Annotated in this window: 21 protein-coding genes, 1 tRNA gene and 1 pseudogene; 11 read left to right on the forward strand and 12 right to left on the reverse strand. The window is 66.4% G+C overall.

The window, feature by feature from the left end; translation table 11 throughout:
• Nucleotides 1-21 precede the first annotated feature (21 nt).
• Nucleotides 22-1227: a PGF-CTERM-anchored ABC transporter substrate-binding protein gene (locus C464_RS07835; protein WP_006113108.1), complete on the reverse strand. Its 1206-nt coding sequence runs from the start codon at nucleotides 1225-1227 to the stop codon at nucleotides 22-24.
• A gap of 62 nt (nucleotides 1228-1289) precedes the next feature.
• Between C464_RS07835 and btuC the strand changes: the two genes are divergently transcribed.
• The 6 genes and pseudogenes from btuC (at nucleotide 1290) to C464_RS07865 (ending at nucleotide 6206) form a co-directional block, all read left to right on the forward strand.
• Nucleotides 1290-2456 carry a vitamin B12 ABC transporter permease BtuC gene (gene btuC, locus C464_RS07840; RefSeq protein WP_049910956.1) on the forward strand — a complete coding sequence of 389 codons (1167 nt, stop codon included), beginning with the start codon at nucleotides 1290-1292 and terminating at the stop codon, nucleotides 2454-2456.
• A gap of 20 nt (nucleotides 2457-2476) precedes the next feature.
• Nucleotides 2477-3777: pseudogene (locus tag C464_RS07845) on the forward strand (ATP-binding cassette domain-containing protein).
• Between the two features lie 75 nt (nucleotides 3778-3852).
• Nucleotides 3853-4848, forward strand: a complete 996-nt coding sequence (locus tag C464_RS07850; protein WP_006113113.1) for a class I SAM-dependent methyltransferase — start codon at nucleotides 3853-3855, stop codon at nucleotides 4846-4848.
• Nucleotides 4849-4933: 85 nt separating this feature from the next.
• A complete protein-coding gene (locus tag C464_RS07855; RefSeq protein WP_006113114.1) occupies nucleotides 4934-5155 on the forward strand; it encodes a hypothetical protein in 222 nt (73 codons plus the stop codon).
• Nucleotides 5142-5531, forward strand: a complete 390-nt coding sequence (locus C464_RS07860; protein WP_006113116.1) for a hypothetical protein — start codon at nucleotides 5142-5144, stop codon at nucleotides 5529-5531. The genes C464_RS07855 and C464_RS07860 overlap by 14 nt, the downstream gene beginning before the upstream one ends.
• Nucleotides 5532-6133: 602 nt before the next feature.
• Nucleotides 6134-6206, forward strand: a tRNA-Thr gene (locus C464_RS07865).
• Between the two features lie 442 nt (nucleotides 6207-6648).
• Here the strand turns inward: C464_RS07865 and C464_RS18470 are convergent.
• The 3 genes from C464_RS18470 to C464_RS07870 form a co-directional block, all read right to left on the reverse strand.
• On the reverse strand, nucleotides 6649-6999 hold the full coding sequence (locus C464_RS18470; protein WP_152420908.1) for a hypothetical protein: 351 nt from the start codon (nucleotides 6997-6999) through the stop codon (nucleotides 6649-6651).
• Between the two features lie 63 nt (nucleotides 7000-7062).
• Entirely contained in the window at nucleotides 7063-7602 is a 540-nt protein-coding gene (locus tag C464_RS18475; RefSeq protein WP_152420909.1) for a hypothetical protein, read from the reverse strand.
• A 202-nt stretch (nucleotides 7603-7804) separates the two neighbouring features.
• A complete protein-coding gene (locus C464_RS07870; protein WP_006113118.1) occupies nucleotides 7805-8251 on the reverse strand; it encodes a hypothetical protein in 447 nt (148 codons plus the stop codon).
• 176 nt (nucleotides 8252-8427) lie between these two features.
• On the opposite strand from C464_RS07870, the gene C464_RS07875 reads away from it, so the two are divergent.
• From C464_RS07875 to C464_RS17440, 3 genes are all read left to right on the forward strand, one after another.
• Nucleotides 8428-8673 carry a helix-turn-helix transcriptional regulator gene (locus tag C464_RS07875; RefSeq protein WP_006113119.1) on the forward strand — a complete coding sequence of 82 codons (246 nt, stop codon included), beginning with the start codon at nucleotides 8428-8430 and terminating at the stop codon, nucleotides 8671-8673.
• A gap of 2069 nt (nucleotides 8674-10742) precedes the next feature.
• Nucleotides 10743-11204 (forward strand): hypothetical protein, encoded by a 462-nt coding sequence (locus C464_RS18930; RefSeq protein ID WP_161781667.1) that lies wholly within the window; start codon nucleotides 10743-10745, stop codon nucleotides 11202-11204.
• 1 nt (nucleotide 11205) lies between these two features.
• Nucleotides 11206-11556 (forward strand): hypothetical protein, encoded by a 351-nt coding sequence (locus C464_RS17440; protein WP_080510416.1) that lies wholly within the window; start codon nucleotides 11206-11208, stop codon nucleotides 11554-11556.
• Here C464_RS17440 and C464_RS07880 read toward each other — a convergent pair.
• On the reverse strand, nucleotides 11553-12560 hold the full coding sequence (locus C464_RS07880) for a tyrosine-type recombinase/integrase (protein WP_006113120.1): 1008 nt from the start codon (nucleotides 12558-12560) through the stop codon (nucleotides 11553-11555). The two genes, C464_RS17440 and C464_RS07880, sit on opposite strands and share 4 nt — an antisense overlap.
• Nucleotides 12561-12802: 242 nt before the next feature.
• Here C464_RS07880 and C464_RS18480 point away from each other — a divergent pair, with 242 nt between their 5' ends.
• Nucleotides 12803-12934: a rubrerythrin-like domain-containing protein gene (locus tag C464_RS18480; RefSeq protein ID WP_152420910.1), complete on the forward strand. Its 132-nt coding sequence runs from the start codon at nucleotides 12803-12805 to the stop codon at nucleotides 12932-12934.
• A 42-nt stretch (nucleotides 12935-12976) separates the two neighbouring features.
• Here the strand turns inward: C464_RS18480 and C464_RS07885 are convergent, their stop codons facing one another.
• From C464_RS07885 to proS, 3 genes are all read right to left on the reverse strand, one after another.
• Nucleotides 12977-14206, reverse strand: coding sequence for a helix-turn-helix transcriptional regulator (locus C464_RS07885; protein WP_049910959.1), 1230 nt, complete (start codon nucleotides 14204-14206; stop codon nucleotides 12977-12979).
• 124 nt (nucleotides 14207-14330) lie between these two features.
• On the reverse strand, nucleotides 14331-15428 hold the full coding sequence (locus C464_RS07890; RefSeq protein ID WP_006113122.1) for a hypothetical protein: 1098 nt from the start codon (nucleotides 15426-15428) through the stop codon (nucleotides 14331-14333).
• A gap of 150 nt (nucleotides 15429-15578) precedes the next feature.
• A complete protein-coding gene (gene proS / locus C464_RS07895; RefSeq protein ID WP_006113123.1) occupies nucleotides 15579-17054 on the reverse strand; it encodes a proline--tRNA ligase in 1476 nt (491 codons plus the stop codon).
• 471 nt (nucleotides 17055-17525) lie between these two features.
• On the opposite strand from proS, the gene C464_RS07900 reads away from it, so the two are divergent.
• Complete coding sequence (locus C464_RS07900; RefSeq protein WP_006113125.1) at nucleotides 17526-18125, forward strand: NUDIX hydrolase; 600 nt, start codon at nucleotides 17526-17528, stop codon at nucleotides 18123-18125.
• A gap of 31 nt (nucleotides 18126-18156) precedes the next feature.
• Here C464_RS07900 and C464_RS07905 read toward each other — a convergent pair whose 3' ends face one another.
• The 4 genes from C464_RS07905 to C464_RS07920 form a co-directional block, all read right to left on the reverse strand.
• Nucleotides 18157-18642 carry a DUF371 domain-containing protein gene (locus C464_RS07905; protein WP_006113127.1) on the reverse strand — a complete coding sequence of 162 codons (486 nt, stop codon included), beginning with the start codon at nucleotides 18640-18642 and terminating at the stop codon, nucleotides 18157-18159.
• 57 nt (nucleotides 18643-18699) lie between these two features.
• Nucleotides 18700-19530, reverse strand: a complete 831-nt coding sequence (locus C464_RS07910) for an amidohydrolase family protein (protein WP_006113128.1) — start codon at nucleotides 19528-19530, stop codon at nucleotides 18700-18702.
• 113 nt (nucleotides 19531-19643) lie between these two features.
• Complete coding sequence (locus C464_RS07915) at nucleotides 19644-20831, reverse strand: redox-regulated ATPase YchF (RefSeq protein WP_006113129.1); 1188 nt, start codon at nucleotides 20829-20831, stop codon at nucleotides 19644-19646.
• A 402-nt stretch (nucleotides 20832-21233) separates the two neighbouring features.
• The gene (locus C464_RS07920; protein WP_006113130.1) at nucleotides 21234-22343 is read right to left on the reverse strand and encodes an OBG GTPase family GTP-binding protein; all 1110 of its coding nucleotides are present in this window, start codon (nucleotides 22341-22343) and stop codon (nucleotides 21234-21236) included.
• Between the last annotated feature and the right edge of the window lie 105 nt (nucleotides 22344-22448).

Raw genomic sequence — 22448 nt, forward strand, 5'->3', positions numbered from 1 at the left:
GGTGCGGCTATCGCGGGTCGCTCACTCGCGCCGCGCGAGCAGGCCCGTCGCGAGCAGCGCGAGCGCGGCCGCGACGACGCCGAACCCGGGCGACTCGGCGCCGGTGTCGCCGGCGCTGCCGCCCGCGTCCGTCTCGTTTCCGTCCATGTCGTCGGTCGAGGAGTCGTTCTCGGTCGCGTCCCCGTCGTCGGACGATCCGTCACCCGACGAGCCCTCGTCGGACGAACTGTCGTCCGACGACTCGCCGCTCGTATCTTGGAGTTCGACCACCGCGTTCGACAGCGTCTCCGTCGACACGATCACGCTGCGCGGCGCCGGTTGGTTGAGGTAGTTCACGTCCATCACGACGTAGTTCCCCTCGACGCCGGCGGTCGTGCTGGCGTACGGCTCCTGTTCGAGGATCGCGGCCTCGGGGTCGGTGACGAGGATCAGTTCGGGGTCCGTCTCGAGGATGACCTCGTCGGAGAGCTGGGGGTACGCCTCGTACTCCGCGGCGACGTTGTCGGTCCCCCCGGCGTTCATGATCGCGTCGATGAACGTGTTGTTCGCGGCGACGTAGCCGCCGCCGAGCGGGTAGAGCGCGGCGGGGCGGTCGACGTCGGCCGTCCGGTTCTCCGCGGCCGCGACCGCCTCGTTCATCTCCGCGTTGGTCTCGGTCGCGGCCTCGCACGCGCCGACGAGCCGGCCGATCGTCTCCGTCTTCTCGGCGATGTCCTCGACGGAGGTCGCGGCCGGGAAGTGGTACACCGTCAGCCCCTGCTCGCGGAGCGGCCCGACGTCGGCAGCCGAGGAGTTCGGGGCCAGCACGAGGTCGGGCTCGGTGTCGACGACGCGCTCGACGCTCGCGCCGAACTCGGCGGAGACGTTCGCGCGCTCCTCGGCGCCGTCGAGGTAGAACGCGAACCGGCTCACGCCGACGACGCGGTCCTCTTGGCCGAGTTCCCACAGCGTCTGCGCGGCCGACGGGTTGAGCGTCGTGATCCGCTCGGGACGCTCCTCCAGCGTCACCGTGGTCCCGGTCGCGTCGGTCGCGTTGAGCGGGAACCCGCAGGCGTCGTCGGTCTGCGTGGGGCCGGCCGCCTCCGCGGCTCCGACCGCCGGCTGCGCGCCCGCGGTCGGTCCGTCCGTCGTTATCGTCGGCTGTGCGCCCGCGGCCGTCCCCGCGACGCCGCCGAGGAGGGCGGTCGTCACCAGCGCGGCCATCGCGATCGCGAAGCTGTTTCGCATCGGATCGAGGACCGAACTCGTCCAATAAGTATTTACCTACTACAAGTTGTGTTGGGAAACGTATGCGACCCTGGGTGCGGTCCGCCGGATGGTCCGCGGCGGTAGCCGCGCTGCTGGCGGTCGTGATCGTCGTCAGCGCCGCGATCGGACCGGTCCGCATCCCGCCGGAGACCGTGGTGAAGTCGGTGCTGAACGCGCTCTCCGTACCGGCCGGGATCGAGGCGAGCGCGAGCGGCGTCGGGCCGCTGCCGGTCCCCGGCGTCGGGCCGCTCACGCTGCCCGGCGTCGACCTCGCGTTCGCGTCGCCGTTCGCGTTCCCGGTCGACGCCGTCCACCAGCGGATCGTCGTGGGCGTGCGGCTCCCGCGGATCCTGCTCGCCGCGCTCGTCGGCTTCGCGCTCGCGGCCGCCGGCACGGTGATGCAGGGCTTCTTCCGGAACCCGATGGCGGACCCGTCTATCATCGGCGTCTCCTCGGGGGCGGCGGTCGGCGCGGTGACGTTCATCGTCTTCCCCGTCGCGCTCTCCGCGACCGTCGCGCTCCCGCTCGTCGGCCCGACCGAGGTCGCGCTCTCGCGCGGCGCGGGGACGAGCCTCTTCGCGTTCGTCGGCGCGCTCGTCGCCGCCTTCGGCGTGTACGCCATCGCGACCCGCGGCGGTCGGACCCCGGTCGCCACCCTCCTCTTGGCCGGCGTCGCGGTCCAGACGTTCCTCGGCGCGGTCGTCTCGTACCTCCAGCTACAGGCCGGGGAGTCGCTCCGCCAGATCGTCGCGTGGCTGATGGGCCACCTCTCCGGCGCGGCGTGGAGCGAGGTCGCCGTCACCGCCGCCGTCGTGCCACCGCTGTTCCTCCTGCTGCTCGCGTACGCCCGCGACCTCAACGTCCTGCTGCTCGGCGAGGAGGAGGCCCGCGGGCTGGGCATCGCGGTCGAGCGCACGAAGCGGGTGCTGCTCGCCGCCTCGGCGCTGGTCACGGCCGCCGGCGTCGCGTTCGCCGGCGTGATCGGGTTCGTCGGCCTCATCGTCCCCCACATGCTCCGGCTCGTCGTCGGGCCCGACCACCGGGTGCTCCTCCCGACCGCGGCGCTCGCCGGGGGCACGTTCCTCGTCGCGGCCGACACGCTCGCGCGCTCGGCACCCGCCGAGTACCCGGTCGGGATCGTCACCGCCGCGGTCGGCGCGCCGTTCTTCGTCTACCTGCTCGTCACCCGGGAGGTGACGGAGCTGTGAGCGCGGACCCCACCGCCGACATCGAGGGGACGGACGCGGAGACGACGGACACAGAGACGACGGGCGCGGAGGGGGCGGCCGCCGCGCGCGGCGACCCCGCGTCGCTCCCCGACACGTCGCGCTCGTTCGGCGACGAGCCGCTCCTGTCGGCCGCGGACGTGGCGGTCTCGTTCGGCGACCTCGACGTCGTCTCCGGCGTCGACCTCCGGGTCGAGCCCGGCTCGCTCGTCGGCCTCGTCGGGCCGAACGGCGCGGGCAAGACCACCGTGCTGCGCGCGGTGACCGGCGCGGTCGAGCCGGACGCGGGAACCGTCCGGATCGGCGGCGACCCGGCGGCGTCGCTGTCGGCCCGCGAGGTCGGCCGGCGCGTCGCGAGCGTCCCGCAGGCGACGAACCTCGCGTTCGACTTCCGGGTGCGCCACGTCGTCGAGATGGGCCGGACGCCCCACCTCGGCCGCTTCGACGCGCACGGGACCGAGGACGACGCCGCGGTCGACGCCGCCATGGCGGCCGCCGCCGTCGAGCGCTTCGCCGACCGGTCGATCACCGAGGTCTCCGGCGGCGAGCGCCAGCGCGTGCTGCTCGCGCGGGCGCTGGCGCAGGCGGCCCCGCTCCTCCTCCTGGACGAGCCGACCGCGAGCCTCGACGTGAACTACGCCGTCGAGACGCTCGAACTGGTCCGCGAGTTCGTCGACGGCGGCGACCGCGGGGCGATCGCCGCGATCCACGACCTCGACGCCGCGGCCCGCTACTGCGACGAGGTGGTCGTCCTCGCGAACGGCGGGGTTCGGGCCGCCGGGCCGCCGGAGTCGGTCCTGTCCGCGTCCGCCGTCGGCGCGGCCTTCGACGCGGAGGCGTTCGTCGGCCGCAACCCGGCGACGGGGACGCCCGCGGTCACGGCGTTCCCGCGGAGCGACGTCGACCCGCGGCGCGTCCACGTGATCGGCACCGGTCCCCCGGCCGCGCGCGTCGTCGCTCGCCTCGCCGCCGCGGGCCACGAGGCCTCGGTCGGCGTGGTTCCCGCGGGCGACGCTGCGGCGGCCGCCGCCNCGCCGCCGCGGACGCGGACGCGACGGCGGTGACCGCGCCGCCCTTCGAGCGCCCCTCCGCGGAGACCGTCCGAGCCGCGCGCGACCTCGCGGCCGACGCGGACGCGACGCTCGCGGTCGCGCCCGACGACGGCGGGGATCCGACCGCGAGCGGCCCGAACGACGAGGTCGCCGCGGCCGCGGACCGCGTCGTTCCCGTCCCCGCCGACGTCGACGACGCGGCCCTGCTCGACGCGGTCGCGGCCGCGACCGCCGCCGCAGCGCCGGAGTGACCCCGGCCGCTCGGGTCCTCGCCGCCCGGGCCGCGAAGCGTCACCGTTTATTCGCTCGCCCGCGTCCCTCCGACGATGAGCGTTCCCTGCGTCGCCGTCGCCCGCGAGCGCGGCGAGACCGTCCGGAGCCGGCTCGCCGACGCCGACGCCCTCGACGGCGACCACCAGATCGCCGTCGACGGCGACACGATCTACATCCCCGTCGCGGATCGCGGACTGGTCCCCGCGGAGTTCGCCGACCGGCTCGTCGAGCGCGACGCCGAGCGGCGGGACCGCCCCACGACGCCCGCCGAGATACTCGGCTACGAGCCCTCCATCGAACGGCTGGGTGACATCGTCATCGTCGACGAGGACGACGACGAGCGCGCCCGCGAGATCGCCGAGGCCGTCTCGGCCTCCGACGTTCCCTGCGAGACCGTCCTCAACCGCGCGTCGCCGATCGAGGGCGAACTGCGGGTCCGCTCGTGGGACGTGCTGGTCGGCGACGACACGGAAACGGTCCACCGCGAGTACGGCCACGAGTTCGCGCTCGACGTCGCCGAAGTGTACTTCTCCCCGCGGCTCGCGACCGAGCGCCACCGCGTGGTCGAACAGGTCGACTCCGGGGAGTCGGCGATCGACATGTTCGCCGGCGTCGGGCCGTATGCGGTGCCCGTGGCGTCCCGCGGCGCCGACGTGGTCGCCTGCGACCTCAACGAGCGCGCCGTCGAGTACCTCCGCGAGAACGCCGCGCGCAACGGGGTCGCGGACCGCGTGACCGCGGTCGCCGGCGACGTGCGCGACCTCGTCGACTCGCACGCCGACACCGCAGACCGCCTCGTGATGAACCTCCCCCACTCGGCGGACGAGTTCCTCGACGCGGCCGTCGCGCTCGCCGGCGACGACTGCGTGATCCACTACTACGACATCCAACACGAGGACGACCCCTTCGGCCCGGGGCGGCGCGCGATCGAGGCGGCCGCGGGCGACGACTACGCGGTCGCCGTCGAGACCGAGCGCGTCGTCCGGTCGTACGCCCCCCACGAGTACAACGTCTGTCTCGACGTGCGCCTGACGCGGACCGCCGACTGATCCGGCCTCCTGCGCGGGCCCGGCGGTCCGCGAACGACACGTCAGGGCATATACTTATGAGTGCGACTATCTAACACGTATCCGTATGAGCGACGCCGCAGACCACGAAGAGCGAATCGACGAGACGACCACGTGGCCGGAACTGGCGATAGGGCTCTACGACCGGTTGACCGGCCGAAACGCCGAGATACACTATCAGTTCGAGGACATGACCGTCGAGGTGCCGAGCGGCACGGGCGACGACGCCGAGCACGCCGAGTGGCGCATCGACGGCGGCGTCCGGGTCACCACGAGTGAGTCGGAGTGAGTCGGGGCCGCGGCTCTCGGTCGAGACCGAGGACCTGACGCTGTCGGTCGACGGCGTCGAGGCCGCCGTCCACGCGACGGACCGGCGGCTGTTCGTCGAGGTCGAAAGCGTCGGTGACGCCCTCCGAGTCGCCCGCCGCCTCCCGGACGACTCCGTCGCCGACCGCGCGGTCGCGGAGTTGGTCCGCGGGGGACTCACGGCCGAGGTCAGGGTCCGCGGGCGGACGGTCGCGGTCGCGGGCGCGGACGCGCGTCCCGGACCGCTCTCGCACCGCCTCGGCGTCGCGCCCGCGGAGGTGCGCCTCGCGGGCGCCGTCGGCGCCGGATATGGCGGGCTCTCCGCCGCGGTGCGACGCGCGCGGCGACTGTTCGCGTAGCTCGGGTCGTCGCGCGTCGCTCGGCGATCTTCTACCGAAAGCGAGACGCGTCGCTCGCGGGAGCGATCTGAACAGCGAAAACGCCGCGCCGCCCCGAGGGGGGTCGGGGCGGAGCGGCTGGGGGCCCGTCACATGACAAGCGGCCGCGGCGACGGTCGGCGGACCAGAGGCGATTTTGCGCTTGGCGCGTTCGAGACGCGTTTCACACGGTAGCCGCGGCGGAACGCTGGTTGGGATGACGGCCGCGCCGGGTCGCCGCGGGGACGACGACCGACGAGACCCTCGCCGCCCGGTACGGGCTCCGACCGGGCAGGCATCGCCGGGGGATTCGATCCCCGCCGTCTCGGCACGCGGGCGATGTCATCACACTACGGTTGAGGTCTGAACAAGTATTTAGTCTTTATCCTTATATACCTGTATTGTTTCCCGATTCTCCTTGTGTATCTAGTTAGAAATCGGATAGAACAGTTACGAACGTGTATTCATTTCCGGTCACACTTTCCGGTTCACGGCCCGAAAACGACCCCACGGCTTCCGGCTCGTCCCCGTCCCGTCCCCGTTTCGGAACCCTTATTTTTCCGTCGGGGAATTATTCGATGCGCGCCGGGGTAGCTCAGCTGGCAGAGCGATTCCTTCGTAAGGAATAGGTCGAGGGTTCAAATCCCTCCTCCGGCTCTCGCTTCACTTCGTTCCGCGAGGGAGTACAAACACCACTTAGAGGCGCTAACACTTGGCTTTTCGCATTTAACCACCACCCGGAGAGCGACATTTGATTCGGTCTCGCGGTCAGGTTTGCCGCCAATATTTGATTCGGTACAGGGGTCGCGGGTGAGCCGTGATGTGGTCTCGCCAAAGGAATGCGATCGGTCGGTCAGGTGGTGTCGGGGCCAACAGCTGGTAGCCCTCTGTGTAGTCTCCGCTGCGAGAGAAGCCCCGAGATAGTTGAGTGGATTGTAGCCGGTGTATGAAGGACGACAACATCTCCGTGGAGGACCGACGGGATGCCCTCGATCGCATGGGCTGAACGCCGAGACGGCTGGACTATTCTCGTCCACAACCGCGTTCTCTCCCCGTCACTTATGCTAATGGGGTGATAATAATCTGTAAATTCTCGATCCTATCTATCTGGAAAGGACATAGTTTCAATGCTATCGAAAGAAACGAACATTTCGCCCCTTTGATCAGAATACGTTCCGCCCTTCGGAACCTGTTCAAGACTCAAGGATTCCGGATTCACGAAGTGTACTGCTTCATCTAAAAGAAATCCCGGTGGGAGGGTCATCACCTTCTTAATGTCACCCTCTATCCCGTATGTTACTTTGGTAGCCTCGGTTGGGTCTTCGCTACTCACTTCTATCTGTGTGTATTCAATTCTGACTGACTCACCGCGATATTCCTTCCAGTAATCGATAGCTTTCTTTACTCCTTCAGTCAATCCCTTGGCCACGCCACTTGGCAATCCGTCCATGTTTTATTGAAATATTAGTGATATATAGGTGTATCGTCCACTCGTTTCAAGCCAATATCAGAGTCACTCCGGGATTGTCGCTGACCGTGACTCATCTTGTTCAAATCGTATCTGTGTTGATCCGTCGAACCAAGCTTCAACATCCACGCCGATTAGAGTTGCTTCTGTAACATTTTCCGGGACTTGGAACTGTGCCCACGCCTCATACGTCGCCTCGGGTCGTACCGTTTGGTCCAACTCTGACAAGTTTGGGATAGAACGGCCGTCGTACACCACACCCTCGGACTCAAGACCGATGGCACTTCCATACACATCGATTTCGCCCTCAACCTCACTTTCGACCTCCACCTCGGCATTCAGTATAACGAACTTGTTGCCGCTGTCAGGTGACCTTGCTGGTGAATCTGGCGGGTTTAATTCGGCTGTCGTATTCGTTGAGTACCGGAGCGTAAGCGTGTTTATTGCGTTTTCTTGTCCGTAATTCTCACCAGATACGGATACCTGTGAGACATTCGGTGTGTCGGCCTCATCATCCCCGGAATTGTCTCCCCCGTCGCCGCCTCCCGTACATCCAGCAAGACCGAATGTGATACCCGCAAACATTGAACCGACGAGTGTCCTCCGATACATATCGGGTTTATCACCTCAAGAAAGTTAACTTTGGTGTCACTTTAAACCGAACAAGCAACAACTGAGTTCCCCGTTGTCGTCTCCAGTAAACCGCGTCTATCTGACTGTCGAACGAGGTTAGATCATGAACAGGATAGAACAGCCGTGAGTACCGTTAGTAAAGAGGTTTTGGCGGCTATTCTGTCCTTTGTCCGGGTAGCTTGCGCCGGCCGTCGGAGTAACAGTTGAAGCACGGGAGCCTGTCACCGTCACACTCGCACCCGCCGTCAGTAGCGACGCCGAGAACCGGGCTTGAGCCCTCGAAGTCTACGGCCGCATTCAAGACCGTAGGCCCGCCAACAATCGCGAGCGCGGTTTTGTGCTTACAGTCCGAGTCGTGGTGAACGTCGGCCGGGCAGTCGCACTCGGACGGAACTGCGATGCCGTCCCGTACTTCCACGCCGACGGTGTACGAGTGATCTTCTTTCTCGAAACCGTAGCTCGCGTTCGTGACTTCGATCAGGTGCGGGCCGGTTACGGTGAACTCCCACGATTCCCACTCGACGCGTTTCAGAGTTCGTGGGGTGTAGTCGAGATGTTTCAGAGCGTTGCGCTTATCTGCCGTAGTGTCGTTCTCTGTCATGGCTTTCTGGTATCCACCGAAGGCCACCGTCCGGCGTCCCACCGCCGGGCGTTTCTGACACGCCCCGAGAGACGGGTCCTTCTTGCCATTACCTACGTAGGAATAGGATATAGCTGTATCGGTTACCCTCGAAGGAACTGGAAACGACTATCTTGGTTGGGATAGAACCGCCCGACATGACTGACGACAACCGCGAGCGGTCGGACGATGGGACCTACTCCGAGACCGTTACTCCCGAGGATGTACTGGCGCTGTTCACCGACGCCGAGCCCCGGACCGCAACCGAGGTAGCGGACGAACTCGGGATCGTGCGCCGGACCGCATTGAGCAAGCTGAACGAACTGGCCGATGAAGACCGGATTCACAAGAAGAAGGTCGGAGGTCGAGCCGTCGTTTGGTGGGTATCTGGCAACGACGAGTGACCGGACAGGGTCGCCTCAGACGGCCAAGGATGCCCCGTACGGGACCCCCGGAACGGACCGCATGGAAGGCTCGGCGTTCCTCTCTGACGCGCACCACGGGGCTCTCCGGCGACCTGCGAGCGGACGAACCCCCCGGCGCTGGTGGACGATCGCAGGGTAGGTTGGAACTTGGTCAGGCCGGGCCCTCGCGTGGCATAGAGTTGGCCTCTCGCGATTTTTTGGGTTTTGAGCCTCCTCTATGCGATTCTGTGTGGTGGAGAGGTTTTACCGGGGTACTTGCCAAGTCCCCAAGCGAGTCGGTCCCGAGTCGCCCACGGATCAAGCTTGCGGTAGTTGTTGGGGACGGCAGTTCTATCGCAATGCTGGCTCTCTTTCCGGACACATCACACCCTATAATAGGTGTAGTATGTCCGAACAACGGGTAGGCGAGTCTACTGATAATTGAATACAGGACTACGGCTTTCCGTACATCAAATAATAGGAGTTGAGTGTGGTCAGTCTGACCGAACAGAGGCAAACAGATCGAGAGTTGTCGCGTCGGGGTTCATCCACGTCCTGAAGTCAGAACGGCACCCATAGCAGATAAAATGGGATTCGTCCTGTGCGTATCCGAGCGCGTAGTCAGGCGGTCGCTCCACGCAATCAATCATCTCGTATCCGTACTCCCCGTCGATCGGATCTCCACACCGGTCGCAAGTTCCAGAAGATAGTTTCGCAGACATGTTTTCAATTCGGAAAAGCAGGCTATCCACTACACCGAGGATAGACGCTATTGTGTAGAGCAATTTAGCGTTCGGCATGGTAGAGTTGCTTCCCCGACATTAGCTGGATTTACGTCAATATAAGCGTATCTGAGAGTAGGTCTTGGTCTGGCCTACACCACGCATTTACCGACAACCGATAGAACCCCGCCAGTTGTTTCAGAACCTCTCGTAAACCATAGAAGGAACCAGCTTAGGTGCGAATGGGTGAGCTGCCTTGCCGCGTTCCGACCTTGAGTCAGACCTGTGCCGAGGTAGCGGAGGCTGTCACCTTGGGCGTCGGTTCTATCCTAGATTAGTGAAGAAACGGATCGCTAACTCAGTCCTTCCATGCTTGGGCTACTCATGTAGAAGCCTATGTTAGGAACGACCAGCACCCACTTGAATAGACGGGGGTATATAAAGGTGGGTCTAAGCAAGAACCGGTTCTGGAGGGTTGCGCTTCGGACGATTCCCGAGAAAGTTCTTAATCCATGATTTGGCGGGAAGTTTCTTGATCCACCTTCGAATCTGCTTATCGTTGAACCCGAATAGATTGGCTACTTTATCAAAGACAGCGTCCTCGGATTTCGAACTCGGGTGTCGCGTGAACTGTCTGCCGTCCTCCCGACAAACGATGACCGCCAACATGAAGATCGCAAACTCTCCATTCAATCCCATGTTTTTACCACGAGATTCCTCATAGAGGTAATGTACCCGCAGTTTTTGATAGGGAGTTAACTCAAGCAACGCACAGAGGAGTGCGCAATCCTTCCAACGGATTTGTGTTCGGACGATTTTCTGCCTGTTCCACTCATATGTTCTTGTGTCGTCGTTGATTGCTCGGGTTCTATCGGTTGCCGGGAAATTCGGGAGACTAGGTAGTGTGTTCCAATAACTTCGATTCTGATGGGGGTGCCACCAACTGGCGTTCACTCTCGGAGGATACCTCCACGAACGTTTGCCGGCTTTCCCGATATTAATGGCAGAACCGAGCCTGCCGGTACTAATCCAATCAACATAATCACCGTCTGTTCTGCTCGCTAACGGGATTGGACTCGGCAAGTAATCTTCCGGTGGGGTCGGTTCTGGACCGCGCGCAACGTTCTTCCAGTCGGTGAACCGGACCTGACTCATAGGGAAGTATAGTTGGAACACATAATAACCGCCTCGGTGCGATAGGTAGGGTATCTCGACAGGGCAAAGCCCGCAATAGTACTCAGAATAAGTGTAGCAACTGGATAGGTTCTTCTCCCTATACCGTTTTCAATCTGGAGCGGATGACCGGAATAGCTATTATATGATAAACACATAGTTTGACGAAGTATTATGACTGGAGTATCAGATACCGGATTTACTGATCCCGTTCAGAAAGAATTAGCAACGTATGAAGTAAGAAGGCGAACTCATGAGATTCCACTTGATTGGTTCCTTGTCCGTAAAGATTTAGTATGGTTTACATCATACGACAGACACTTGAAGTCAGATGGTTCCCGAGAGGAAGCAGAACAATGGTCAATAAAATACGCTGAATTCGATTATTCGGCAAGCCGCGTTGCCGACGGAACTGGGAAGCCTTTCAGAATGTATTGTACAGATCCCGAGGGAACAGAGAGACGAATCCATTTTCGAACGCATAGGGTACTGGAATTATTAGACTATGATCGGAGTTCTTTCGAAATGATTGAAATCGTTGCTAATGATTCGAACCGTGGCGTACTTGTGACAGTTCAAGAACGTTTTTCTGTCGTTCCAAATGAATCAGGCGTCGGCTCAAGCGGGAACGCGTAACGTGCCCTCAGCTGTAGAAGATGGTTGGAGAGTTGAATGGGCTGCTGAGACACGCGATAATGGGTACCGTGATATGATGGTTCTGACCCGTGACCAAGCTGAGGAGTATGGAGATCGCTTGGTGTACGCGATTCATATCGATGGTGAGATCCTTCGAGAGTGGGATTTAGACCCGGCAGAACCGTTTGTGTGGCGGATTAGTAATGGTGACATAATAACCGAACAGATCACACGGAACAAGTTTGAACAGGTGGCAAATAGTGATCATGAAGATGCTTTCTACGCGAAAAGAGTATTGAAATACAGAGCAGAAAGAAGACAGAGGCGGTTAGATAGGGGGGATCCGGTCTAAATATCTCGCAGGTATCCTTTCCGACGCTCAGCCTTCTCGTCGTGAGTGCCCTTGTCGTAATGCTTGTCTAATATCGACCCACTCATGTTCACTCTATCGCCGGTCACGTCCTTCGGCTGTCCTGCGTTCCTCGCGGCCGTAACGTAGCCTCGGCGGAGCGCGTGGGGACTGACCGAGCCCGGACACTTCGAGGCGTGACCCCATTGTGTCGCTCGGCAGTCCGAGGGATCTTCGTTGAACGGGCAGGTTCCGCCGTTAGAGAAGCACGGAGAGGTGGACAGGTAGACATGCTTGGTGATAGTCGTCCGGCTCGCGCGGCCGTAGTCGGTGGCGATCAGCGGCTCACGATCATGGTCATCGGTTACGTCGGGCCGACGGTTCCGGATGAAGTCGGCCACCACGTCGGCGGTATCAGGCCGGATCAGTACGTCGCGCTCGCTGTTCTGTTTCCGTTTCAACGGGGTCCCGGTCTCTGGCCGGTGCCGAATCTGGACTGCGGGCCGTCCCTCGTCGAAATCTCCCACGTCGAGGGCACGGAGACCGCCAATTCGCATTCCACATTTCCACAACAAGAGGAGAGTGACGTGCCGGAGGCTCGCGTATTGGTACTTATCCAGCTGATCGAGAATCTGGACTGCTTCCTCTCGCAGAAGAACATCGTCACAAATCTCGTCCTCCTGCTTGACATTCGTGATCTGGATGAGTTCGTGGAGACCGACGGGCACAGCTTGGATCGACTCGCAGAACTGAATGAAGTTCCTAATCGTCCGCATGTCGTTCCGGGCTGTGATCGGTTTGACCGATTCCAGCCGCCACTCCTCGAACCGGGCGATCGTGTCGCTGGTCACGTCGCGCATGTCTGCGGTTCCTTCGCTATCTAAGAACCCGATGAACCGCGTGAGCGCAGTATCGTAATTGTAGATCGTCTTCTCGGTGACGTGTGTCTGCTTCTTGTTCAGGTACCGGCTCCGTGCGTCCCTCGGGGGTGTGGGCTTGAGTTCCATTGCTTGCTCCTGAGTACTCCCCCCGCAGAACGCCGCGTTCGTAGGGCTCCTGTCGGTGTTCAAATCCCTCCTCCGGCTCTTCTATCGACGCCCGTCCGAACGGAGCCTCGGTCACCGACGCTCTCGTTCCCCGCGTTCCGTCTTACTTCCGATCGTTCGGTCACCGGCCACCGCCATTTAATTTATACCATCTAAACAATATTAGGCGTGAGATTATCTACCACGGGAGCGTACGAGCCGATATGCGACCAGAATACGAATCCCACGGCGAAGAAGTGTACGAGTGTTTCAAATGCGGTCGACGGACCGACTCGCCGGGCGAGTGCGAGTGCGGCGGCGAACTGCACCACCTCGGCCGTTCGAGGGACCTGTGACCGGCGTCCCGCTCGACCGTCCTCCGCTCGACCGCGGTTCGATCAGTCGCTCCCGGTAGCGCCGGCCCCGCCGTCACCGCCGGAGTCGCCGCCCTCTCTCCTCTCCCCGTCGTCGCCGTCACCGCTCGCGTCCGCCTCGGGGTCGTAGTCGGGCAGCGAGAGGACGTTCTCCCGGCCCAGTCGGAAGCCGTCGAGGTCGCCCTCGTCCCGCAGACCCGTCACCACCTGACTCGTCTTCGCGGCGGTCCACTCCAGCTCCTCCGCCACCCGCTTCTGTTTCATCCGCCCGCCCCGCGACTCGACGAGGCGAAGCACCTGCTCCTCGTTGCTCAGCAGGTCGCTGTCGACGGGCGGCGCGTCGGCGGACTCGTCCGACGCGCCGGCGTCGCCGCTGTCGGACTGAACCGCACCGCCGGAGCCGTCCCCGCCGCTGTCGGCGGCCGTCGCGCCCGTGTCCGTCGCGTCTCCGCTGCCACCGCCGCCCCCTTCGGCCGTTCCGCCGGTCTCGTCGGTCGCGATGACGCCCGCGCCGTCGTCCGCGGCCTCGCGGCGACGGTACGCGACGCCTCCCGCGACGACGAGCGCGGCGAGGAGGGCGATCAGTCCGGCGGTCGGGACTCCCGAGAGCGGGCTCGCGGGCGCGACCGTGATCCGCGGTTGCCCCGTCGAGAAGTCGACCGGGCCGTTCCAGACGACCGACCGGTCGCGGACCTCGCTCGGGTCCGGCGACGTCTCCCCGAGCCGGTACTCCGCCGGCCACGAGACGGTGAGCGACGAGGAGCCGTCGAGGAACAGCCCGTCGACCGCGTCGCCGACGCGCAGCCGGTCGCCGTCGACGGCGGCGAAGTTCGTCCACTCGAACCGGTAGGTCAACACGCCGTACGCCTGCGGGAGCTCGCGTCGCTCGGCCGTGACGGTCGCGTTCGACACGGTCATGTTGCGGCCGGTCGTCGACTCCGCGGTCGCCGCGGTCGAGGCCATCCGGTCGCGGAACCGGGTCGTGTACGCCTCGGTGTCGTTCTCAACGTCCGCGCGGAGCTCCTCGAACGCCCGCTCCTCCTCGTCGGTCGCGAGCCGGATCCGGTACTCCACGGTCCACTGCGCGTCGCCGTCCGGCCCGACGTCGGCCGCTATCGACACGTCGTCCGGTTCGACGTCCATCTGGGCGAAGCCGCCGTCGAACGGCGCCGCGCCCGCCCCGCCGGCGGTGAGCGCGAGACCGACGACTCCGAGGAGGGCGACAACGACGAGGAACATCGGCGCTCGCTGCACGGGCTACGTCACACGGAGAGCCGGTAAATTCCTTCCCATCCGCGACGCGGCCGGCCCCCGACTACCGGTCGACTCGCGCCCCGCCTCGGGTCCGGACTCCGCGCCGGGTTCGCGGTCCGACGCCTCACGCATCGAGGCGCGAGGGGCTGCCGGCGGCGATCGACGGCGCGTCCGGTGCGACTTCGACCGAGGGAGCGCCCGCACCGCCGTCGGAACCGTCACCGCCGCCGCCCGTGCCGGTCCCGTTTCCGGACCCGCCCGGCGAGTCGGTCGCGTTACCGGCTCCCGGCCGACCGGACGGGCCGGAACCGTTCGCGGTGCCGCTCCCCGAGGCGTTCTCAGAGCCCGGCGCTCCGGCCGAGGCGTTCTCAGAGCCCGAACCGTTCGAGCCGGTCGCTCCGTTCCCCGTTCCGGGGGCTCCGGCCGAGCCGTTCCCCGCTCCGGGCGCTCCGGCCGAGCCGTTCCCCGCTCCGGCTGATCCGTTCCCCGCTCCGGCCGAGCCGTTTCCCGGACCACCGCCGACCGCGCCCTCGCCCGGCGGTCCGGCGTCGCCCGGCGGCCCGCGTTCGGTTCCGTTCCCCGGCGGCCCGCGGCGGTCCGGGCCGACCGGCCCGCCCACGCCCTCGCCGGCCACGCCGCGAGCGATGGCGGCGACCTCGGGGCCGCTGAGCTCGTTCGCGCGCTCCCGCAGCGTCGTTAGCCGCTCCTCGTCGACGCCCGTCTCGTTCCGGACGGCGGGGGGAAGCTCCGCGGCGGCGCTCGCGCTCCGGTTCAGCCCACGCGAGAGCGTCTCGATCCGCGCGGTCGTCGTCGCCATCCGCGCGGCGTACGCGCCCTGACTCAGCTCCCCGGACTCGCGGCGCTCGCGGAGCTCCTCCTGTCGCTGCTTCAGCTCCGCGAGCCGCTCTTCGGTCCGATTCAGCCGGTCCGCGACGACGACGGCGCGGCTCTCGTTGGTCTCCGACTCCCGGAGCGCGACCTCGAAGGCGCGCGACTCGACCTCGCCTTCGATCTCAGCGCCCTGGACCCCGACGACCCCGGCGAGACGCTCACCGGGCGTGAGGTCGGTCGTCGCGTTCCCGGCGCTGCCCGAACCCGCGCCGCTCCCGTTACCCGGTTCGGTCTGTGCGGTCACCACGCCCGCCGGCGCGGCGGCGGCGGCCCCGACGACCAGGACCGCGGCGACGGCCGCGACGACGAGACTCGCAATCCAGCGGTTCATTACAACCCCGTACACGCTCCGATCCTATATACCCGAAACTCCGTTAAGCCGGATCAACGCGGATTAATCGCCAGACCCGACGGGGACGGGGTGATAGCTCGAAAAACGGCGCAGCCGCGGGCCGCCCTCGCGGCGGACGGGTCGCCGGGCTCAGTACGTCTTCGCGAAGTACGCCGTCCGCTCGGCGGCCTCGTCGCACATCGCGCACGTCTCGTCGTGGTCACCGTCGGCGAGCGGGTCCTCGTCATCGAAGGGGACCATCACGATCTCGGCGGCCAGCGGCTCCTTGATCGGCTCCTCACAGGCCTCGTCCCCGCACCACGGGGCCTTCACGTAGCCGCCGTGCTGGCCGAGCGTCCCGAGGATCTCGGCGCGGTCGTCGGCCTCGCGCACGCCGTCGTCGAGCGTCTCCTCGGCGGTCGCGTACAGCTTGGCGTATATCTCGTCGAACCCCTCGCGGACGGTCTCGGCGACGCCCGCGCGGTCGACCTCGACGCTCTCCCCGTCGGGCCGGTGGACGAGGGTGAGCTCCTCGTCCTCGACCTCGTGGGGGCCGATCTCGATCCGGAGCGGGATCCCGTTCAGCTCGTGTTCGTTGAACTTGAACCCGGGGTTGCGCTCGTCGCGGTCGTCGAGCTCGACGCGGATCCCGGCGTCGTCGAGGTCGTCGGCCACGCCCTCGGCGTAGTCGAGGACGTCGTCTTTCGTGTCCTCCTGCCAGATGGGGACGACGACGACCTGCGTGGGCGCGACCGTGTGCGGGAGGACCAGTCCCTGCTCGTCGGAGTGGGTCATGATGAGCGCGCCGAGCGCCCGCCAGGAGAGTCCCCACGAGGTGGTGTGGGCGGTGCGCTCCTCCTCGTCCTCGTCGGAGTACGTGATGTCGAACGCCTCGGCGAACGACTGGCCGAGGTGGTGGGAGGTGCCCGCCTGGACCGACTTCCCGTCGGGCATCAGCGCCTCGACGGTCGTCGTCGTGTCCGCGCCGGGGAACTTGTCGTGGTCCGGCTTCTGGCCCTTCAGGACGGGCATCGCCAGCAGGTCGTCGTAGACGGACTCGTACTGGTCGAGCCGCGTCATCGTCTCCGCCCACGCGTCCTCGCGGGTCGCGTGCGCGGTGTGGCCCTCCTGCCAGAGGAACTCCTTCGTGCGGAAGAACGGCTTCGTCTCGGTCGCCTCCCAGCGCACGACCGAGCACCACTGGTTCACGCGCAGCGGGAGGTCGCGGTGGCTCCGCACCCACTGCGAGATGTACGGCGTGATGATCGACTCGGAAGTGGGCCGGACCGCGAGCCGCTCTTCGAGCTCCTTGTTCCCCGCCTCGTCGACCCACGCCACCTCGGGGTCGAACCCCTCGACGATGTCCTTCTCCCGTTCGAGGTACGACTCGGGGATGAACATCGGGAAGTAGGCGTTCTGGACGCCGGTGTCCTTGAACTTCGCGTCGAGGAACCCCTGAAGCCGCTCCCAGACGGCGTACGCCCGCGGGCGGGTGACGATGAAGCCGCTCATCCCCTCCGGCCCGTAGTCGGCCAACCCGGCCTTCTGTACGACCTCGGCGTACCACTCGCCCGTGTTGTGCGTCTTGGACTCGGTGATCCCGAGCTCCTGGTCGTCGTCGCTCATTACTCCCGAAAGCGGGTGTCGCGGGCTTAAAAGGTCCGAACCCGACCGCCACCCCGCGCCCGCCGGACGCGATCCGTCGAGCGGTCTACCGGCCGGGTCCGTGCGCTCCCCCGGCCGCCCAGCCCGGTAAGGACCCATTATCGCTCCAAAACGGGATAAAATGAGTCGAATTCGAGTCCACCGTCGCCCCGGTATTTCACCCTGCCCGCCCTCCCCCCTCCCATGTCACAGGCGACTCGGATCCTGCTGCTCGCGGCCGCGATCGTCGCCCTCTCGGCGCTCGTCGGGACGGTCATCGGGCAGGCCGCGCCGGCGTAAGCGGTCGCCTCGGCGCGAGCGGGCGCACTGGCGCGAGCGGCCGTCCCGCCGACGCCGTCGAGTCACCGCCGGCCGCGGTATTGTCACACGTTCACGTTCGGCGCGGACGGAATTCGCGGAAACGTTAACCGCCTCGCGTCGCCTATCTCGCGTATGGACCTGTCGGGGGTGCGCCGCCACGCGCCGCAGTCGCTCGCCGGGCGTCGGGAGGCGGCGGTGCTGGCGCCGGTGATCGCGCGCGACGGCGACGCCCACCTGCTGTTCACCAAACGCGCCGCGCACCTCGGCGAGCACCCCGGACAGATGAGCTTCCCCGGCGGCGGCCGCGAACCGATCGACCGGACGCTGACGGACACCGCGCTGCGCGAGGCCGACGAGGAGGTCGGGATGCGGTCGACGGAGGTCGACGTGATCGGCCGGCTCGACGACGCGCGCACCTCGTCGCAGTACGCGGTCCGCCCGTTCGTCGGCGTCGCGCCCGACCGCGAGTACGTCCCCGACGAGTCGGAGGTCGCGGAGGTGGCGGTGCTCTCGGTCGACGCGCTCACCGACCCCGCGAACTACGAGTCGGAGCGCCGCGTCGGCCACCCGGAGTACGGCGACCACCGCGTCCACTTCTTCCACGTCGACGGCTACACGGTCTGGGGGGTGACCGGCCGGATGGTCGTCCAACTGCTGGAGCGGACGACCGACTGGCGCGCGCCCGCGGAACCCGACCGCGTGGTCGGCGCGGACGCCGAGCTACCGATCTAGCTACTCGCGAACGAAACGATCCCCGGCCGCGTTACTCCGCCGGCTCGACTTCGAGCCGCAGCGCGAGGTCGGCCCCGTTGGCCAGCGCCGCGACGAGGTCGCGGTTGAGGTCGGCGGCGGCGGCGTCGCCGTCGACGAGGATCGTCCGCTCGTCGTCGGTGTAGTCGCTCGTGCGCCCCACCATCGAGCGGTCGTCGAGCAGGGTCAGGTCGGGATCGCCTCGGCCGGCGATCGTCTCCCGGAACTCGTCGTCGCCGTCGTCGACGACGAGCGTCGCCTCGACCGTCGCGTCCGCGTCCCGGCACGCCTCGCGGAACGCGGCGGAGAAGTCGCGCGGCGTCCGGTCGGCCTCGACGCCGACGATACAGTCGCCGGCGGGCGTGAGCCAGTCGTCGGTCGTGAGTTCGAACGTGCTCGCGTGCTCGGCGGTGACGTTCTCGTGGCCGGTCGCGCGGACGACTTCGACGTGGGGGTCGTCCGCGCCGGTCCGCGAGGGGGCGGCGTCCTCGTCGCTCATTGTCGTCGGTCGACCGCGGCTGGATAAGTGCGCGTCGCTTCGGGTTCGACCGCCGCCTCAGGCGTCCGCGCCCTCGGCGAGCGCGGGCACGAGGCGGGCGGGGTTCTTCGCCAGCACGCGGCGCATCAGGTCCTCGGAGACGTCGAGCGTGAGCACCTCCATCACGCCGACGTTCGGGTGGACGTCGGGCGCGCCGGAGCCGAAGAGGACGCGGTCGGGGTGTTCCAACACGCCGCGTTCGAGCACCTCGCGGTACCGCACCGCGCTCGTGTCGACGTACACGCGGTCGTGTTCGTCGAGGAGGTCGAGCGTCCGGTTCATGAGATCGGTGTCGAGGGGATACCCGCCGAAGCTCCCCAACACGAGCGGGAGGTCGTAGCCGAGCAGCTCCGTCTCGACCGCCTCCGGCGGGAACTCCCGACCGGCGTGGACGAAGAGGGGGAGGTCGGCGTCCTCCAACCGCGCCAGCACGTCCTCGTTCGGGAGGCCGTCGACGTGGGGAGCCAGCGTGAAGCCGTGGAAGCGGTCGTCGTAGGAGTACTGTTCGACGTCGTCCGGGCGGGCGTGGTGGTCGTCGCGCTCGGCGCGGAGGTTCCGGACCACCGAGGCGGGACCGGTCCCCGGGTCGCGGGGGCCGTTGAGGCGGGCGAACGCGACGAACGGGCGGTCGATCGACAGACGCGCGACCGCGTTGTTCGCGCGGAGGTAGCTCCGGCCGGCGGCGCGTTGCCCGGGGCTCGCGACGGCGCGGACGATCCCCGCCTGGAGCATCTCGCGTTCCAGCCGCTCCGGCGAGATGTCCCGCCCGTGGGTGGCGACCGACGACTCGTCGGGGTCGAGGGTCGCGCGGGTGTCGACGATCCGGAAGTCGTGTTCGAGCCCGAGCATGGCCGCTCTCTACCCGTCCGTCTCGGGCGACCCGCATGTGCCTGTCGGTCGCACGGCGGAAAGCGACGCCGCCCGCGGCACGCGACGGCGACGGACCACTGCTCCCCCGTCGGTCACGGCCCGGCGGTCGAGACGACCTTCACCACGTCGCCCTCGGTCAGCTCGTGGTCCTCGCCGATCCGGCGCGAGGCGCGCGCGTCGACCGCGTGGAGGTATCCCTCGCCGATGTCTGAGTGGACCGCGTACGCGAGGTCCCGGGGCGTCGCCCCCGAGGGCAACAGGAACGCGTCCGGGAGGACGTTCCCGGTCCCGTCCGTCCACTTGGCGGCGTCTTGGACCGGGTAGGCCGTGATCCGGTCGAGGAGGTCGTAGACGGCCGCGTTCAGCGCCGACTGGACGCCCGTGCCATCGTGGGCCGCCATCGACTCGCCGAGGGCGTCGAGGCCGGCGCGCTGGTCGTCGGAGACGTCGCCGACGATCTCGAACGACTCGTCGCCCGGATCGTAGTCGACGACGCCCGCCTCCGCGGCGCGGCGCAGGGCGAGTTCGCCGTCGGCGGTCGCCGGGATCACCGGCTTGTCGGTCCCCTCGCGGACGCGGTCGACCGCGCCGTCGGGGGCCGCGTCGACCTTGTTCGCCACGACGACGATGGGCTTCGTGCGGCGACGGACCGCCCGCGCGAGCGCCTCGCGGTCGGCGTCGGTCCACGCCTTCGGGTCGTCGGGGTACTCCAGGTCGCGCAGCACCCTCGCCACGTCGTACTCGGTCGCGCCGAAGCCGGTGAGCATGTCCGAGAGCGCGGCTTCGAGGTCGAAGTCGGGCGAGCGCGACTTCCGCTCGACGCTCTCCCAGTTGCGGTCGACGATGCCGGCGAGCCACAGGTCCATCTCCTCCTCGACGAAGTCCACGTCGTCGAGGGGGTCGTGGCTCCCGACCTCGACGGGTTCGCCCTCGGCGTTCGTGGCCCCCGAGGCGTCGACGACGTTCAGGACGACGTCCGCGTTCGTCAGTTCGTCGAGGAACTGGTTGCCGAGGCCCTTCCCCTCGTGCGCGCCGGGGACCAGTCCCGCCACGTCGAGCAGTTCGATCGGGACGTAGCGCTTCCCGTCGCGACAGTTCTCGTTCCCGCAGCGCTCGTCGCGGTCGAGACACGGGCAGCGCGTGCGGACGTGGGTCACCCCGCGGTTGGCGTCGATGGTCGTGAACGGGTAGTTCGCCACGTCGACGTCGGCCATCGTGGCGGCGGTGTAGAAGGTGGACTTGCCGGCGTTCGGCTTGCCCGCGAGCGCGACCGTGAGCATACCCGACGGTCGCGGCCCCGCGAAAAGCGCCTTTCGGTCGGGCGCGGCAAAGGAAGCGAGCGCGATTCGGGGACGAACCGAGACACGACCCGGCCTGTGCGGTGGCGCGTGCCTGCGAGTGGCCGCCGAAGGCGGCCGCGAGGNGCGACGGCGACCGACGAGGCTGGGGAGGAACGAGGCTGCGGTCGCCGTGCTGGGTGGGTGGGACTCAAAGGGGCGGCTGCGAGGACGAAGCACGACGACGCAAGGACCACAGGGAGCGAGCACCGCGAGCGACTGAGGACCGCAGCGAGTCGCGCGAGTCCTCGCGGCCGGGGCTTTGGGGATGGTCACCGTCGATCTCGTATGAAATATTTAAACGACCGTCGGAACCGACTGCTCTGCCGGCGTAGATATATCGCTCTATTTCCGCGCGACGATCCGCAACACGTCCTCGTCGGCGAGCTCGTGGCCCTTCCCGACCTGCTGGTCGTCGTGCTTGGCGCTCTCGCCCGAGACGCGCGCGAACTTGAACCGGTCGTCGAGTTCGCCGCCCAGCTTCGTACAGGCGTCGCCGACGGTGTCGCCCTCGAAGAGGACGAGGGGCTCCTCGTAATCGACGCCGCGGCCCGGCTTGTCCATGTAAATCCGAATAACCCCCAACTCCTCCCAGAGGCGCTCTTTGAGTCCGTCGAGACCGAGTCCCTTCTCGGCGGAGATGAAGAGCACGTCGTCGGGGTCGAGGTCGCGCTCGCGCAGCTCCTCCTTCACGGTCGGGAGGTAGCTCTTGTCGATGAGGTCCGCCTTGTTCACCGAGACCATCGAGGGGAGGTACTCGCGGTTGTCCATCACGGCGTCGACGAGCTCGTCGATCGTGAGGTCGTGGGGGATGGTGACCTTCGCGTTGACGTAGCCGTACTCGCGGAGGACCTGCTTGATCGTGTCCTCGTCGAGGCTCACGTCGTCGCTCATCGTCACGCCGAGCCCGTCCTTGTGGGTCTTCCGGATGTTGATGTTCGGCGGCTCGGTGTCGAGGCGGATGTTCGTGTTGTACAGCTCCTCGCGGAGCCGGTCGTACTGCTCGATCTCGAAGACGGAGAGCATGAACACGACCAGATCCGCGGTCCGCACGACCGAGAGGACCTCCTTCCCGCCGCCGCGCCCGCCGGCCGCGCCCTCGATCAGGCCCGGCACGTCGAGGATCTGGATGTTCGCGCCGCGGTACTGTAGCATGCCCGGGTTGACGTCGAGGGTCGTGAACTCGTAGGAGCCGACCTCGCTGTCGGCGTTGGTGAGGGCGTTGATGAGGGTGGACTTGCCGACGCTCGGGAACCCGACCAGGGCGACCGTGGCGTCGCCGTGCTTCTCGACCGCGTAGCCGTGGCCGCCGCCGGCGGAGGACTGGTTCTCCAGCTTCTCCTTCTTCTCCGCGAGCTTCGCCTTCAGCCGCCCGATGTGCGCCTCGGTGGACTTGTTGTAGGGCGTCTCGGCGATCTCCTCGCGGAGGTCTTCGATCTCCTCCTCCAGTCCCATTACCCGTCTCTCGGCCGGTCGGCTCGTTAAAGGTGTTCCTTCGGGTCGCCGGCCCGCCCGCGGCGTCGGACCGCCGACTCGTCGACCCCGGACCGACGGCTCTCC

This window comes from Halorubrum coriense DSM 10284, from assembly GCF_000337035.1.
Classification (GTDB): domain Archaea; phylum Halobacteriota; class Halobacteria; order Halobacteriales; family Haloferacaceae; genus Halorubrum; species Halorubrum coriense.